The 14,032-nt window shown below is 64.5% G+C and carries 17 protein-coding genes; 11 read left to right on the forward strand and 6 right to left on the reverse strand.

Features of this window, described 5'->3' with window-relative positions:
• Positions 1–66 precede the first annotated feature (66 nt).
• From HAP40_RS25635 to HAP40_RS25645, 3 genes are read right to left on the reverse strand one after another with little or no spacing between them, the layout of a single operon-like run.
• The gene (locus tag HAP40_RS25635; protein WP_414645342.1) at positions 67–1,308 is read right to left on the reverse strand and encodes an urea ABC transporter substrate-binding protein; all 1,242 of its coding nucleotides are present in this window, start codon (positions 1,306–1,308) and stop codon (positions 67–69) included.
• Positions 1,309–1,342: 34 nt separating this feature from the next.
• Positions 1,343–2,341, reverse strand: coding sequence for an acetamidase/formamidase family protein (locus tag HAP40_RS25640; protein WP_166815130.1), 999 nt, complete (start codon positions 2,339–2,341; stop codon positions 1,343–1,345).
• A 17-nt stretch (positions 2,342–2,358) separates the two neighbouring features.
• Positions 2,359–3,759, reverse strand: coding sequence for an amidase (locus tag HAP40_RS25645; protein WP_166815129.1), 1,401 nt, complete (start codon positions 3,757–3,759; stop codon positions 2,359–2,361).
• A 411-nt stretch (positions 3,760–4,170) separates the two neighbouring features.
• Here HAP40_RS25645 and HAP40_RS25650 point away from each other — a divergent pair, with 411 nt between their 5' ends.
• From HAP40_RS25650 to HAP40_RS25665, 4 genes are all read left to right on the forward strand, one after another.
• Positions 4,171–5,346: a transporter substrate-binding domain-containing protein gene (locus HAP40_RS25650; RefSeq protein WP_166815128.1), complete on the forward strand. Its 1,176-nt coding sequence runs from the start codon at positions 4,171–4,173 to the stop codon at positions 5,344–5,346.
• A 74-nt stretch (positions 5,347–5,420) separates the two neighbouring features.
• Positions 5,421–5,930, forward strand: a complete 510-nt coding sequence (locus HAP40_RS25655; RefSeq protein WP_246741318.1) for an ANTAR domain-containing response regulator — start codon at positions 5,421–5,423, stop codon at positions 5,928–5,930.
• Positions 5,931–6,049: 119 nt separating this feature from the next.
• On the forward strand, positions 6,050–6,280 hold the full coding sequence (locus HAP40_RS25660; protein ID WP_208024892.1) for a hypothetical protein: 231 nt from the start codon (positions 6,050–6,052) through the stop codon (positions 6,278–6,280).
• Between the two features lie 31 nt (positions 6,281–6,311).
• Entirely contained in the window at positions 6,312–6,710 is a 399-nt protein-coding gene (locus tag HAP40_RS25665; protein WP_166815125.1) for a hypothetical protein, read from the forward strand.
• Positions 6,711–6,776: 66 nt separating this feature from the next.
• Here HAP40_RS25665 and HAP40_RS25670 read toward each other — a convergent pair whose 3' ends face one another.
• On the reverse strand, positions 6,777–7,346 hold the full coding sequence (locus HAP40_RS25670; protein ID WP_166815124.1) for an SET domain-containing protein: 570 nt from the start codon (positions 7,344–7,346) through the stop codon (positions 6,777–6,779).
• Positions 7,347–7,505: 159 nt separating this feature from the next.
• Between HAP40_RS25670 and HAP40_RS25675 the strand changes: the two genes are divergently transcribed.
• A complete protein-coding gene (locus HAP40_RS25675; protein ID WP_166815123.1) occupies positions 7,506–8,111 on the forward strand; it encodes a hypothetical protein in 606 nt (201 codons plus the stop codon).
• 9 nt (positions 8,112–8,120) lie between these two features.
• Here HAP40_RS25675 and HAP40_RS25680 read toward each other — a convergent pair whose 3' ends face one another.
• Positions 8,121–8,753 carry a DUF6321 domain-containing protein gene (locus HAP40_RS25680; protein ID WP_166815122.1) on the reverse strand — a complete coding sequence of 211 codons (633 nt, stop codon included), beginning with the start codon at positions 8,751–8,753 and terminating at the stop codon, positions 8,121–8,123.
• Positions 8,754–8,796: 43 nt separating this feature from the next.
• Positions 8,797–9,522 carry a TetR/AcrR family transcriptional regulator gene (locus tag HAP40_RS25685; protein ID WP_166815121.1) on the reverse strand — a complete coding sequence of 242 codons (726 nt, stop codon included), beginning with the start codon at positions 9,520–9,522 and terminating at the stop codon, positions 8,797–8,799.
• 106 nt (positions 9,523–9,628) lie between these two features.
• On the opposite strand from HAP40_RS25685, the gene HAP40_RS25690 reads away from it, so the two are divergent.
• From HAP40_RS25690 to HAP40_RS25715, 6 genes are all read left to right on the forward strand, one after another.
• Complete coding sequence (locus HAP40_RS25690) at positions 9,629–11,026, forward strand: carotenoid oxygenase family protein (RefSeq protein WP_166815120.1); 1,398 nt, start codon at positions 9,629–9,631, stop codon at positions 11,024–11,026.
• A gap of 105 nt (positions 11,027–11,131) precedes the next feature.
• Positions 11,132–11,395 (forward strand): hypothetical protein, encoded by a 264-nt coding sequence (locus HAP40_RS25695; RefSeq protein ID WP_166815119.1) that lies wholly within the window; start codon positions 11,132–11,134, stop codon positions 11,393–11,395.
• 77 nt (positions 11,396–11,472) lie between these two features.
• The gene (locus tag HAP40_RS25700) at positions 11,473–12,048 is read left to right on the forward strand and encodes a hypothetical protein (protein ID WP_166815118.1); all 576 of its coding nucleotides are present in this window, start codon (positions 11,473–11,475) and stop codon (positions 12,046–12,048) included.
• An 11-nt stretch (positions 12,049–12,059) separates the two neighbouring features.
• Positions 12,060–12,614: a septation protein IspZ gene (locus tag HAP40_RS25705; RefSeq protein ID WP_166815117.1), complete on the forward strand. Its 555-nt coding sequence runs from the start codon at positions 12,060–12,062 to the stop codon at positions 12,612–12,614.
• Positions 12,615–12,719: 105 nt separating this feature from the next.
• Positions 12,720–13,016, forward strand: a complete 297-nt coding sequence (locus tag HAP40_RS25710; RefSeq protein WP_092213418.1) for a hypothetical protein — start codon at positions 12,720–12,722, stop codon at positions 13,014–13,016.
• A 19-nt stretch (positions 13,017–13,035) separates the two neighbouring features.
• Positions 13,036–13,956, forward strand: coding sequence for an SH3 domain-containing protein (locus HAP40_RS25715; RefSeq protein WP_166815116.1), 921 nt, complete (start codon positions 13,036–13,038; stop codon positions 13,954–13,956).
• The last annotated feature ends 76 nt before the right edge of the window (positions 13,957–14,032 follow it).

Here is a 14,032-nt window from a genome sequence, read left to right on the forward strand (position 1 = left end):
GCATCGTCGCGGCGCCGGCGTGTTTTGAAATCGTCGTGCTCGACACGAGCAAGATCCGTGCCCGCGTCAGGACTTCTTGGGGAGATGGCTTGGTGTGTACTGATCCTTGTCGTTCTTCTTGGTGAGGTCGCAACCGATCTCGCCAAGCCAGTAAGGCTGGATCGTACCATAGTCCTTCTCGACCTTCACCTCATGCTTCGGCCCGACCGAGATCAGGCGCATGCGGTGAGAGGTGTGCTGGCTCTTCGGATCGATGCAGACCTTGCCTTCGGGCGCGTCGATGCAGGCATCGCCGGTCGCGATCACCTTGCGCATGTCCTCGAGCTTGGTCGACTTGGCCTTCTCGACCAGCGTCTTGTACATGTAGAGCGCGTTATAGGCGTTGTAGCCCATGTCGTTGATGTAGAGCTCGTCGGGGAATTTCGCGCGCCAGCGCTTCTTGAACTCGTTGGCCTCGGGCGTATCGATCTCCTCGAACCAGTTCGCGGTCGCGTGCATGTTGTTGAGCGCCGGCGGCTTGAACCGCTTGTGCTCGAAGCCGAGCATGACCTTGATCGACGAACCCATCGGCAGGTTGAGGTTGGCGGCGGCCGCCTGCTCGAAGAAGGAATCCTGGGCCGCACCGACATTGATCGTCAGCAGCCAGTCCGGCTTGGCCTTCTGGATGTTCTGGATGGTCTGCGCGAACTGGGACACGCCGAGCGGAATGAACTCCTCGCCCACGACCTCGCCGCCGAGATCCTTCATGATCTTGCGGTTCCACTCCGCCGAGATCTGACCGAAATTGTAGTCGGCAGCGATGACATAGACCTTCTTGCCGAATTTCTCGACCATCCAGGGGATCAGCGTCGAGAACTGCTGCTCGGGCACCGCGCCCATGCTGACCATGCTGGCGTCGCAGACGCCGCCTTCGTATTGGTTGGTGTAGAAGTACGGCGTCGTGGTGCGATCGACGATCGGACGCAGCGCCTCGCGCGAGGCCGAGGTGATGCCGCCGATCAGCACGTCGACCTTGTCGCGATTGAGCAGGCGCCGGCCGAACTCCTGATAGCGCGCGTTGTCGCCTTGCGGATCGAGGTGGATCAGCTCGATCTGCCGCCCCAGAATGCCGCCGCTCTTGTTGATCTCCTCGACGGCCAGCTGAGAGCCGTGCAGCTTCGGCATGCCCATGAAGGCGAGGTCGCCGGACACGTCCTCGAGCAGTCCTACTTTCAACGGCGGTTCGGCCGCCTGGGCAGCGCTCATTGCCGCCGCTGATCCGAGCATGGCGCCGAGCAGGACCATTCCAAGCTTGCGTCGCGAGTTCATCGTGATATCCCCTGTTCTTGAAAGCGGCTAGTTGTCATGGCTTGAGGTAATTCTTCAGGATCGATGCCCCCATCGTGTATTTGGGGTCGACCATGTTGCCGAGGCGCATGCGGCCGGCCTGGCTGAGCAGCATGTAGGCGTCGATCTCGTCGAAGCCGTAATCAGCCGCCATCCAGCGCACGAGCTCGCGATAGGCGATGCGTGCCGCATCCTCGAGCGGGCGCGCGCTGCCGATCGTCATGATGAAGTCCCTGGTCTCGAGCCGCGGCCAGGCGAAGCTCCAGTTCTTGATCAGGTCGACCTGGAGCGTGACGGTCGCGCGCTGCTCGAGCGCAACGCCGGACAGCTCGCCGTCGCCCTGCGTCGCGTGGCAGTCGCCGACGTAGAGCATGCCGCCGTCGGTATGCACCGGGAAATAGATGATCGCGCCGGGCGCGACATCGGGCAGGTCCATGTTGCCGCCGTGATAGTCCGGCTGCAGCGACGAGATCGCCTCGATCTCCGGCGAGACGCCGATGGTGCCGATGAACGGCTCGTAGGGCAACGTGATCTTGTCGTTCCAGCGCACGCCGTTCCTGTCGACATGCAGCTTCTTCACGCGCTCCGGCAGCGGCGGATTGAGCAGTGCCGTCGAACCGGTACCGACGAGTCCACCGAACTCGGGAATGATGCAGGTCGTGCCGGCCGGCTGTTCGCCCCGCGTCTCGACGTCGCGGATGTAGATCGCGAGGCAATCGCCCTTCTTGGCGCCCTTGACCGCGATCGGTCCGCATTGCGGATTGAGGTAGGGAAAGTTCAGTTTGGCGGTCGGGCTGTCGGTCTCCTTGGTGAGCACGCCGCCGAAGGCGTCTTCGGTCTCGACGACGACCACCCCGCCCGGGTCGATCGACAGCGTCGGCTTGGCATAGGGACCGTAGACGTAATGGAAGCCGCCCTGCTGCTCGATCGTCAGACTATGCGTTGTGCCGGTTGCGCCCTTGGCAACCGCGCGCTTGGCCATGATGGATGTCTTCAACCAGTCTTCTGCGGACATGTGATCGGCTCCTCGACTCAGATCCCGGGATGACGCTTGTGCCAATCGGTGACGCGCTGGAATGCGTCGCCGGCGCGAACGAGGCCGGCTTCGTCGAAATGACGGCCGACGAACTGGAAGCCGACCGGAGCGCCATTCGCGGTGAAGCCACCGGGCAAGGTCACGGTCGGGCTTCCCGTCATGTCGAAGGGACACGTGAAGCGGAGCAACCCGGCGATGAGGGACGCGTCCTCGCCGAGGGCCGCCATCTTGGCGAGGGTTGGCGCGGCGAAGGCCTGCGCCGGCACCGCAATGAGATCGACCGTCTCGAACAGCAGGCGGACCGCGCCGCGAAACGCTTCGCGGCGGAGCACGATCTTCTGGTAGTCCATGCCGGACTGCTGCCGGCCAAGGTCGAGCAGACCTGCGAGCGCCGGGCCGTACTCCTCCTTGCGCACGGGATAGGTCTCCTCGTGCGCGACGGCAACCTCGACGCCGCACAGCGGAAACCAATCCTCGATGACGGCCTTGGGATCAGGGAAGTTGATCTCCTTGACCTGCGCGCCGAGGTCGGCCGCCACACGCAGACCTTCGGCGAGCACCTTGGTCGCATCGCTGTCGGTGCCTTCGCTGGTCCAGCGCCGGTCGATGCCGATCGTCACGCCATTGAGATTACCAGAAAGGCCGGCAAGATAGTCGGGCACCGTCAGCGGTACGGATGTCGTGTCCTTGGGATCCTGTCCTGCGATCACGCCGAGGATGGCGCCGCAATCGCGCGCGCTCCGGGCCATCGGGCCGATGTGATCCAGCGTGGCTGCAAGCTCGAACGCGCCGTAGCGGCTGACGCGTCCCCAGGTCGGCTTGAGCCCCGTGACGCCGTTGGCCGCCGAAGGAAAGCGGATCGATCCGCCGGTGTCGGTGCCGAGCGACCCGAAGCAGAGACCGGCCGCCGTCGCGACACCGGAGCCGCTCGAGGATGCGCCGGGCCAGAGATCCGTATTCCACGGGTTCTTCGGCGGGTCGATCTTCGGATGATGATCGGCGTAGGCGCCCTCGGTCTGCTGCAGTTTGCCGAGAATGACTGCGCCGGCATCCTTGAGCCGCGCGACCACCGTTGCATCCTCCGTCGGACGGAAATCGCGATGGATCGTCATGCCATGCGCTGCCGGCGCGCCCTTGGCCCAGCAGAGATCCTTGACCGCCACCGGCACGCCGTGCAGCGGTCCTCTGATCTGACCGGATGCGATCTCCTTCTCGGCCGCGGCGGCATCTGCGAGCGCGGACTCCGCCATCACATGCGCATAGCTCTTGAGCTTGCCGTCGAGCTGCTCGATCCGCCCGAGCATCGCCTTGGTGACTTCGACCGGCGACAGCTCCTTCGCTTGGATCTTCCGTCCGACTTCGGCCAGTCCGAGATAATGGAGATCTGTTGCGGCCATCGTTGGTCATCCTCACGCTCGACGTGACGCACCGCCGTCTTCGCGCATGCGTCACCGTTCAGGCGACACGGGCGCATCGCCAGCTTCCCTGGCGGCAAACGAAAAAAGCCACCCGTCCCTCCCGAATGAGGCGACGAATGGCTCAGATGCCGCGGCTATGATCTATCACTTAGGGTCCGAAATCGAACGAAGCATTTGATGTGGAGAGCTGGACGTCATCGGCCAGATCACCGCACGCGAGGTTCGACAGGTAGCCCTGTAGTCGAAAATTCTATGTAACTGCCTATCGCATTGTCAACGAGGCTGTCTGCCTAAATTTCGCGAGCCTGCTGCGCAGCAAATCGGCAAGCCACTTGCGCTGTCATCGCCGATGATGATTTCATCTTCGCGTTGCGCCGCCGAAAGCCGTCAATGACAAAGCCGTCCATTCCCGTTGGCATCATCTGTTCGCAGTCCGGGCCCTATCAGGCCATGGGTCGCGAGATCCTCAAGAGCGCCATCATGGCGGTCGACGAAATCAACGAGCAGTCCGAGTTCGATTTCTCGATCGCCGCCCACATCCGCGATCCCCGCGGCATCATCTCCGAGTACCATACGGCTTGCGACGATCTCATCCGCAACGTCGGGGTCAAGCATATCATCGGCTGCTACACCTCGGCATCGCGCAAGCAGGTCCTGCCGATCGTCGAGCGTACCGATCGCCTGCTCTGGTATCCCGCGCGCTACGAAGGCTTCGAATGCTCCGACAACGTGATCTATGTCGGCGCCTCGCCCAATCACAACGTCCTGCCGCTCGTTCGTTACGTGCTCGACAATCTATCGCGCGAGATCTTCTGCGTCGGCTCCAACTATGTGTGGACATGGGAGACCAATCGCGTCACGCGGGAATTGGTCAGCGCGGCGAACGGCCACATCCTGGCCGAACGACTGCTCGAACTCGGCGAAAGCGCGGTCCAGCACATCGTCGACGAGATCGTTCGTCGCAAGCCGCCGATCGTGTTCAACACACTGGTCGGAAGCTCCAGCTACGACTTCATCCGCGCCTTCGACGCCGGCACCAAGGCGGCCGGGCTCGATATTCCCATGTTGAGCTGCAGCCTGTGCGAGCCGGAACTCGCGATCGTCGGACCGGCATCGGCCGGCTGCATCACGTCGTCGGCTTATTTCGAGAGCATTCGCCTGCCCGAGAACCGCGCCTTCGTCGCCCGCTGGAAGGCGCGCCATGGCAACGACAGTAGCCCCTCCGTCGACGGGCAATCCGCCTATGTCGCCGTCCATCTGCTGGCACGCGCGCTGCAACGGGCCGGGACGTCCGATATCGGCGAGGTCAGGCGCGCCGCGGCCGGTTATCGCTACAATTCACCGCAGGGACCGGTGTGGATCGACGGCAGCAACAATCATTGCGTCCTTACGCCGCGGCTCGCGGTCTCCAATACGGCGGGACAGTTCGACATTTTCTGGGAAGCTGATGCGCCCGTTAAACCGGATCCTTACCTGACGCAGCTCGACGTTGCCGTCAGCCCCGCGAGGGACACCTCGAAGGGCGGTGCATCGCCGAACGCGCCCCACCTGCGGGTTGTAAAATGAGCAAGCCGTCATCATTCTCGCTACGCGGACGCAAGGCCCTCGTCGCCATCAAGGACGACCGCGATGCCTCGATCGTGCGACGCCAGTTCGAGCGTCTGGGGATAGAGGGCGTCGCATGGGAGCCCGGGGCAGCGATCAATTTCGCTCCGGATCTGATGCTGATCGACGATGATTTCCTGCCAGTGGTACACCCGGCGCTGCGCGCGCTGCTGGGACACTGTCCGGTCATCGCCCTGCTCGGCACCGAGACGCCGAGCCGGCTCAAGCTGGTGTTCGAGCTCGATCCGGCCTCGTTCCTGGTCAAGCCGCTGCGTTCGGCCGGCATTTACGCGGCCCTCGTCATGGCGTTCGAACGAAACGAGCGCACCAACGAGTTCAAGCAGCAGATCGTCAAGCTGGAGCAGCGCCTTCGGTCGCGTCGTATCGTGCTGGCCGCCGTCCTGCAGGTCATGCATTCGCGCGCGCTGGCCGAGCCGGCCGCCTTCGCGTTGATCCGCCGAACCGCCATGGAACAACGCAAGTCCATCGAAGAACTTTCAGCGGAAATCACCGCAAAGGGCATGCTGCCGCGCGCCATCGGGTAGATCCAATCTTCTGATCTCCCGCACTCGGCCTCCGCCGCAAACATAGCCGCCCCTTTTACCCGCGAGGTAATCGAAACGAGGCGCGAACGCGCGCATCTTGGTCTCAACAGGAGATGACCATGATCGCGCTGCTGCTCTACCGGACCATCGCAGACCACGTCTTGCCCTGGGCGATGGCATTCGCAACCCGGATGCTGGCGCGCAGCCTCAACATGCCGGAACCGCTCGTGCATTCGACCGGCGACTATGTCGTCGCGCAGGTCGTTGCCTTCGAGCACGGCGTGGGCAGGAGCCTCTGCCCATTCCGCCTCGCCCGCCTGCTGCGCGCCTGGTGGCGCGGCGTGCGGTGATTTCCCCCGACCTCAACCAAGGAGAACCACGATGATCGAAGCATCCACCTTCCTGCGCCGTGCCCTGCTCGCCGACGCCGTCTTCAGCGGCGTCGCCGCCCTCGGCTTCACCTTCGGCGCTGGCGCGTTCGCGACACTGTTCAACCTGCCCGAGGCGTTGTTGCGCGAGACCGGCCTGTTCCTGATCGCCTATACCGCACTCGTGGGCTGGCTCGCCGCACGTCCAGCGGTTTCCAGGGCGCTCGTGCTGCTGGTCGTGATCGGCAACGCGGCCTGGACGGTCGGCAGTATCGCACTGCTGCTCTCAGGTTCCGTGTCACCGAACCTCGCAGGCGAATTGATGGTCGTGGCGCAGGCCATCGCGACCGGCGTGTTCGCCGAGCTGCAATATGTGGGATTGCGCAAGAGCGGGAGTGTGGTGGCGGCGTGAGGCCACATACGTCCTATCGTCGCCCGGCCTTGTGCGCAATAGCGCACTGGACCGGGCGGCCCGGTATTACGCCCGCGCGCGGCCGTTCGCCTTGGCGACGGCGTGACCGTTCAGTTTCTTCTTGGCGGTCTTCTTGATATCCTTGGCGCCGGCCTTCTTCGCCTTGCGCTCGTCGCGCGCCTTCACCTTGGCACGTTCGGCCCGCGCCTCGGCGCGCAGCTTCTTGCGCTTCTTCTCGCAGGAGGCGCATTTGCAGCCGATCGGCTTCAGATAGGCTTTGAAATAGTCGGTGCCGTAGTCGTAGTTGATCTCGTCGCCCGGCTCGATGTTCCTGATGGCGCGAATGAAGACCTTGCGCTCGCGCGGACGGACGTCGGATTCCGCGTTGGGCCGGCAGGAATGGTTGATGTAGCGGGCGAGGTTCTTGCGCACCGAACCGTCGATTGTCCAGCGGTTGTTGAGCTCGAACAGATATTTGTTCTCGATCTCGTCATGCGCGGGAATGCGCGAGTCCAGGATCGGCCCGAAATAGCGGATGATCCTCGTCCCCTTCTTGATCGGCATGGTGGCGAAGAGGCCAAGTCCGGTCTTGGAACGGCCGACGCGATAAGATTTGCTGGAAGCGATGACTGGCATGATCGAATGAGATGGTCGCGAGCGAAGCGCGGTGAGCGCGGGCGGAAGCGGCCCTTCTAGAACGATTCCGCGCCGCTGTCAGGTGTTTGGCGGCCTTGTTTGAACCTTGCCCACAATCAAGACGTCTGATGGTACGGAGTTCCGCATCGAGCCGCCATCATGATCCGCATCGTCACCACATGCCTGTCCGTGTTGCTGGTTTGCGCCGGCTTCGACGGCGCCCGCGCCCAATCCCTGGGCAGCATCTACACCTCGACGGCGCCGAAGGATTGCCGCCAGATCGGCAAGCCCAGCGACCTCGACGGGGGCACCACGCGGGTGTGTCAGGGCAAGGATGGGCTCGTGGTGCTGATCGCGGAGGACGATCTTCGCGAAATCGTCTCGGTCGGCCGCAGTCGCAAGCAGGCGGCCGAGGAACCGGCGGCCAATGTCTGGTTCGCACCGTTCAACTCGTCGGAGACCATCGTGGAATGGCGCAGCTCGGGCACCAAGCCGTTTGCGATCATCCAGCGCTGGCACATCGCCGACGGCGGCGATCTTGACAGGCAGGGACGGCCGAACACCAAGGGCATGCTGGTCGTGACCCGGCTTCCGCCGGGCCCGGTCTGCCACGTCGCCTATGTCGATGCGATCGCCAACCCCACAGCCAACGAGCTCGCCCGCAAGGCCGCCGACGATTTCGCCCGCGGTTTCACCTGCGGCAAGGACCAGGTGAAGATCATCGGCACGCGCGGCCGCGCCGTCGAGCTTGCGACGATGCGGTGAGCCGCCGCGCTATTTCGCCTTGGCACGGCGGTAACGCGCCAGCAGCCGCTCGCCCTTCGCGGCAATACGCCGTGCCGCGGCCACCGTCTTCGGGACCGGCTCGCCCCAGGCATGGGCCGACAGCGCGTGCCGGGTCGGCTGCCCCTTGGCATCGACCAGCGGCGGCAGCTTTGCGCGGCCATAGAAGCGCACGGCCCAGCTTCCCTTCCGCCGCATCTCCTGCAGCGTCATGTCGGACTCTTTCTTGGTGACGCCGGGCCGCAGGCGAGCGCCCTGCTTGCGCGCAAAGGCCTTGCGGCCCGCGGCGGTCAGGCCACCGCGCGGATCCTTTTCCTGGGCCGTTGCGCGGCGTTTGCGCGAGGCCTTTGCCGCTTTCTTCGCAGTACGCTTCCGGGCCTTTTTCGCTGATTTCTTCTTCGCCGATTTCTTCGTCTTCGAGGCTTTGGCCTTCGACGATTTGGACTTCGATGTCTTTTTCGCTGCCATGCGCATGTTGTCCGCGAGGTTGGGATAGCGGCGACCGGCGCGGCGGGCGCGTGCCTTCGCGGCCGACTTCTGCGCGGGACTGAGATGCTTGGACGCCTTGCCCGCGCGCTTGCGCGGGTTCTGGCGCTTCCAGGGAGAGCGGGATGCCTTTGCCATGCAGCGTCAACGCCCCGCCATGGCAAGAGTTGCGTTCACCGGATCAGGGACAATCCGGCAGCTTGCCCGTCACCGGTGCCGTCAGCATCGCCTCGAACAGCCGTTCGGCGGTGGTCCCTTCGGGCAGCCGCTCCAGAATATCCTTCAGCCGGCCGTCGAGCAGCAGCATGGTGAAGCCGTGCACCATCGACCAGGCGCGAGCGATCGCTGCACCCTGGTTCAGCGTCAGCGCATCCTCGCTGATCTGCTCCTGACGCATCGCGCCGATGGCGTTCGCAAGTCCGGCGAAGGAGGCTTCGGCGGCCTCGTGCAGCGAGGGCCTGGAATAATCGAGCCGCTCGGTGCGGAACATGATGCCGTACATGCCGGGATGCGCCTGCGCGTAGGCGACATAGGCCTTCGGCCGCGCCAGCGCGCGTTCGAGCGGCGTGGTGGCCGCGTCGGAGGACGAGGCCATCGCGGCGTTGAACTGGCGGAAGCCGACGGCAGCGAGCTCGCTGAGGAGCCCGGTGAGGTCGCCGAAATGATGGGTGGGCGCGGCATGCGAGACGCCTGCCTCGCGCGCCACCGCGCGCAACGTCAGGCCGGCAAGCCCGTCGCGCTCCAGCACCCGTTCGGCGGCCTGCAGCAGCGCCTCGCGCAGAGCGCCGTGATGATAGGGTGTCTCGGGTTTCGCAGGCGCCGGGCGTCGTGCCCGACGCGGCGATGCGCTCGATGTCTTCTTCGGGGGGCGCACGCCGTGCGCGGTCCTGGTTTCGCTCTTGCCCATGGGACAAGCTATATGACGCAATATTGACAGTGTAAAGATTTCGCTTGACCTGGACGGTATTCGGCTCTATTTGATCTTTACGATGTAAAGATAAGGAGGATAGGCCGTGCAGCAGGACGCCGTGACCGAGCGCCGCAACAACATCGCGCCAATTCCGTTCGAGGCGGACGCGCCATTCCTGACGATCATCGGCGAATTGCCGCGCGAGCTGAACGGAACGCTTTATCGCAACGGCCCCAATCCGCAGTTCTCTTCACCCGGCGCGCACTGGTTCGTCGGCGACGGCATGCTGCACGCCTTCCACCTCGAGAACGGAAGCGCCAGCTACCGCAACCGCTGGGTCCGCACGCCGAAATGGCTGGCCGAGCACGATGCCGGCCGCGCCTTGTTCGGCGGCTTCGGCCGCAAGCTGCCGGATGCACCGGCCGGTCTCACCGACGGCGGCGTCGCCAACACCAACATCATCTTCCACGCCGGCAAGCTGCTGGCGCTCGAGGAAGCGCATTTGCCGACCGAGATCGAGCCGGGCACGCTGGCGACGCGCGGCTACCACAATTATCAGGGCCGCGTCGCCGGCAGCTTCACGGCGCATCCGAAGGTCGATCCCATCACCGGCGAGCTCGTGTTCTTCGGCTACAACGCCGCGGGACCGCTGACATCAGCCCTCTCCTACGGATCGATCGACGCCACCGGCAAGGCGACGCGCTTCGAGCGGTTCGAGGCACCCTATGCCAGCATGGTGCACGACTTCATCGTCACCGCGAACCATGTGCTGTTTCCGATCCTCCCGATCACGGGCAGCATGGAGCGCGCGATGAGCGGGCGGCCGCCTTATGCCTGGGAGCCTGACAAAGGCGCCTATGTCGGCGTGATGAAGCGCAGCGGCACCGCAAAGGACATCGTCTGGTTCCGCGGTGAAGCCTGCTACGTCTTCCACATCATGAATGCGTGGGAGGACGATGGCCGCATCGTCGCCGACGTCATGCAGTTCGAAGAGGCGCCGCTGTTTCCGCATCCCGATGGCCGGCCGACGGATCCGGAGAAGTCGCGCGCCCGGCACTGCCGCTGGACCTTCGATCTCTCGGGCAATACCGACCGCTTCCAGCAGACCTATCTCGACGATCTCACGGGCGAATTCCCGCGCATCGACGATCGTCGCGCCGGTCTGAAGAGCCGTCACGGCTGGTACGCCTGCGCCAATCCGAGGCTGCCGATGTTCGGCGCGCTCTCGGGCATCGTTCATGTCGACGGCAACGGCAGGCGGCTCGGCCATTATCTGCTGCCGGCCGGCGACACTGTCTCCGAGCCTGTTTTCGTCGAGCGGTCGCAGGACGCGCCTGAAGGCGACGGCTGGCTGCTCGCGGTGGTCTGGCGCGCACGGGAGAACCGCAGCGACCTCGCCGTGTTCAACGCCACCGATATCGAGGCCGGGCCAGCGGCCCTGGTGCAGCTCGGCCATCGGGTGCCCGACGGCTTTCACGGCAATTGGGTGGGCGCGGCGTAGTTCCTGTCACCGGGCGTTCTGCCAATCGATCGAATCCCAGATGCGCGATTGCGCGTCACAGCTCGACCCTGGCGCCGTCCGGAATGACGGAAAGAGGAGTTTCCCATGGACATGCCCTCGATCACCGCAAGCTGCCTTGCAATTTTCGCCCTGGCCTGCGCCGCGCTCGCACTCCAGGCGATCCGGCTGCAGCGAAGAAGCCATACCTTCTTCGACGGTGGCATCCTGCTCACCGTCGGCCTCGTGCTCGCTTCCGCGCTGCCGATCCTGTCGCGCCTGCCCTGGGCGGAATTGGCCGACGAGGCCACCGACCAAGCCGTCGCCGCGCTTCATCTCCTGGAGGTCGCCTACGTAATTTTGACACTGTAAAGATTACCCTTGACCCCGGCACCGGCCCGGAAGTATCGATCTTTACATCGGAAAGATCGATTTGACCGAGGCGGCCCATGGCGATTTTCCTGATCCTCGCGCCCTACGGCGTCTACACGTTCCTGATGCTGGTGACCTCCGCCACGACCAGCGTGTTCGCAGCGTCCGCGATCTGTCTTGCCACCATCGCAATCGATGTCGCACGCGGCCGCTCGGTGAAGATCCTGGCCGCGGGATCGGCGATCGTGTTCGCCGCAATCGGCCTCGCCCTCGCGCTGCTCGGTCCCGTACTCGGCACGCTCGGCGTCAAGCTGTCGATCGATATCGGGATCTTCCTTCTCTCGCTCGGCTCAATGCTGGCCCGCCGTCCGTTCACGCTGCAATATGCGCTGGAATCGGTTCCGGCCGAGACCGCGGCGATGCCTGGATTTCTCCATGCCAACTACATCATTACCGGCGCCTGGACTGCCGCTGCACTCTTGATGGCGGCCGCCAATCTCATGCTGCTCTACGTCCCCGGCCTGCCGCTCTGGTCGAGTCTTGCGGTCGCTTTCGCCGCTCGCAACAGCGCGATTTACTTCACAAAATGGTATCCCGAGTATCGCCAGACCAAGTATGCTACGTCCACCCGCGTATTGCCCATCGCCCGCTGAACAGGATCACGATGAAGGACGTATTTGCCCGTCTCGGCTCCGATCTCTTCTCCGCCATCCTCTTCCTGGCCGTCTACCTCATCACCGACAATGTCATTCTGGCCACGTCGGTGGCGGTCGCCGGCGCGGTCGCGCAGGTGATCTATGCCCGCATCAAGGGGCAGCAGCTCAACTACATGACTTATGCGAGCCTCGTGCTCGTCGTGGGACTGGGCGCGGTCACCTTGCTGACCAACGATGCCCGCTTCATGCTGGCAAAGCCGGCGATCGCACATTTCGCGATCGGCCTCATCATGCTCAAGCGCGGCTGGATGCTGCGCTACATGCCGCCGATCGTCGTCGAGACCGTTCCGGAATATGTGACGGTCGCGGGCTATGCCTGGGCGCTGCTGATGTTCGTGATCGGCGCCGGCATGATCGCGGTGGCCTCCACGGGCGACCTGAAGCTGTGGGCGTTCTACCTCACGGTGGTCGCGGGCGGCGGCAAGATCCTGGCCTTTGCCGTGCAATATCTCGTTCTGCGCCTCATCGTCAGCAGCCGCCGGCGCGCGGCTGCCCGCGCCTAGATGGTGCCAATGCTGCGTTAGGCACGAGCACCGAGTTGGGTTATAGGCTCACTCAGGACTGGCCGCGGATCGTCGCGGCCGGCCGGGATTGTTGGGGAGACGGGAATGGCCGTAGACGGCAACTGGAATCTGACCATGACGACGCCGATGGGCGAGCGCCAGGCGACGCTGACCTTGCTGAGCTCCGGCGGCACGCTGACCGGCACGCAGGGCGCCGATGGTAATTCCGCCGAGATTTTCGACGGCACCATCAGCGGCGACGCCATCAACTGGAAGGTCTCGATCACCAATCCGATGCCGTTGACGCTCGAGTTCATCGGAAAGGTATCCGGCGACAGCATGAGCGGCGAGATGGGCATCGGCCCCATGGGCAGCTTCCCGTTCACGGGCGCGCGGGCGTAACGCCTCACGCCGAATGACCATGCGTGCGCTCCGCCTCATCGCGGCGACGATCCTGTCTGTCGCGACACAAGCGGCGTACGCGGACGACATCGAACCGGCGTGGCGCGCAAGCGCGCTCGCCCTGGTGCCGGTGGGCTATGCCGCCGGCACGGCCTATCGGACCGAAAGCGCGACCGGTTACCTCGCCATCTATCCCGCGACATCGAACGATCCGAAGATTCCGGCCAGCGTGTTCGCTACGCGTCAGAGCCTCGTCGTAGCCCTCACCTCGGATGCGACGCGCGCGGTCACGGCCGAATTGAAGCCGCGCACCGAGCCGGCTCCGGACGGCGACGACACCGATTTCGCTGATCTGCACGCCGATCTCGCAGCAAAGCGCTCCAGCCTGCCCGAGGGCACCGAGCCCTGCGCGCTCGGCGCCTGGTCCATCGACAAGGACCCGCACGGCCTCAACGTGCGCGCCGAGCCCTCGGTGAAAGCGCGCGTGCTCGGCACCCTGCCGCCGCCATACCGGCTGAAGCTGGGCGGAGCCGAGAACACACCCGAGGGCGGCTGGCTGACGGAATTCCGCATCATCGGCTTTCGGGACGGTTGGTTCTTGATCGAAGGCGCGAAGCCACCGGGCCAGGACTACGAGGACGAGAAAAGATACCCGCGCAATGCGCCAAAGCCCTATGCCGGGCGCGGCTGGGTCGCAGCCAACAAGGTCGGCGCGAGCTATGCCAACGGCTCGACACGTGCCGGCGGCTTGTTTCAGGCCCCCTTCGTCGACGCCAAATGGATGCCCGCCCAGCGCGAGCTCGGCGGCCCGATCGACACCGACGGCGGACCGAAGCGGCTTCTCGCCTGCAGCGGATATTGGGGCCTCGTCGAGAGCCATGACGGCGTCCGCGGCTGGTGGCGCGCGCTGTGCTCGAACCAGGTCACGAATTGCAGCTAGAGCGGACGGATGCGTCCCCGATCACTCTGCGTCATACGCGGGGCTTGACCCGCGTATCCATCTTCTCACGAGCGAT

The sequence above is a fragment of the Bradyrhizobium sp. 1(2017) genome (genome assembly GCF_011602485.2).
In the GTDB taxonomy this organism is placed as follows: domain Bacteria; phylum Pseudomonadota; class Alphaproteobacteria; order Rhizobiales; family Xanthobacteraceae; genus Bradyrhizobium.

Bases quoted from the DNA above. Each gene is read 5' to 3' on its own strand.
- HAP40_RS25635 (WP_414645342.1), bottom strand. From the start codon at position 1,308: ATGAACTCGCGACGCAAGCTTGGAATGGTCCTGCTCGGCGCCATGCTC.
- HAP40_RS25640 (WP_166815130.1), bottom strand. From the start codon at position 2,341: ATGTCCGCAGAAGACTGGTTGAAGACATCCATCATGGCCAAGCGCGCG.
- HAP40_RS25645 (WP_166815129.1), bottom strand. From the start codon at position 3,759: ATGGCCGCAACAGATCTCCATTATCTCGGACTGGCCGAAGTCGGACGG.
- HAP40_RS25650 (WP_166815128.1), top strand. From the start codon at position 4,171: ATGACAAAGCCGTCCATTCCCGTTGGCATCATCTGTTCGCAGTCCGGG.
- HAP40_RS25660 (WP_208024892.1), top strand. From the start codon at position 6,050: ATGATCGCGCTGCTGCTCTACCGGACCATCGCAGACCACGTCTTGCCC.
- HAP40_RS25665 (WP_166815125.1), top strand. From the start codon at position 6,312: ATGATCGAAGCATCCACCTTCCTGCGCCGTGCCCTGCTCGCCGACGCC.
- HAP40_RS25670 (WP_166815124.1), bottom strand. From the start codon at position 7,346: ATGCCAGTCATCGCTTCCAGCAAATCTTATCGCGTCGGCCGTTCCAAG.
- HAP40_RS25675 (WP_166815123.1), top strand. From the start codon at position 7,506: ATGATCCGCATCGTCACCACATGCCTGTCCGTGTTGCTGGTTTGCGCC.
- HAP40_RS25680 (WP_166815122.1), bottom strand. From the start codon at position 8,753: ATGGCAAAGGCATCCCGCTCTCCCTGGAAGCGCCAGAACCCGCGCAAG.
- HAP40_RS25685 (WP_166815121.1), bottom strand. From the start codon at position 9,522: ATGGGCAAGAGCGAAACCAGGACCGCGCACGGCGTGCGCCCCCCGAAG.
- HAP40_RS25695 (WP_166815119.1), top strand. From the start codon at position 11,132: ATGGACATGCCCTCGATCACCGCAAGCTGCCTTGCAATTTTCGCCCTG.
- HAP40_RS25700 (WP_166815118.1), top strand. From the start codon at position 11,473: ATGGCGATTTTCCTGATCCTCGCGCCCTACGGCGTCTACACGTTCCTG.
- HAP40_RS25705 (WP_166815117.1), top strand. From the start codon at position 12,060: ATGAAGGACGTATTTGCCCGTCTCGGCTCCGATCTCTTCTCCGCCATC.
- HAP40_RS25710 (WP_092213418.1), top strand. From the start codon at position 12,720: ATGGCCGTAGACGGCAACTGGAATCTGACCATGACGACGCCGATGGGC.
- HAP40_RS25715 (WP_166815116.1), top strand. From the start codon at position 13,036: ATGCGTGCGCTCCGCCTCATCGCGGCGACGATCCTGTCTGTCGCGACA.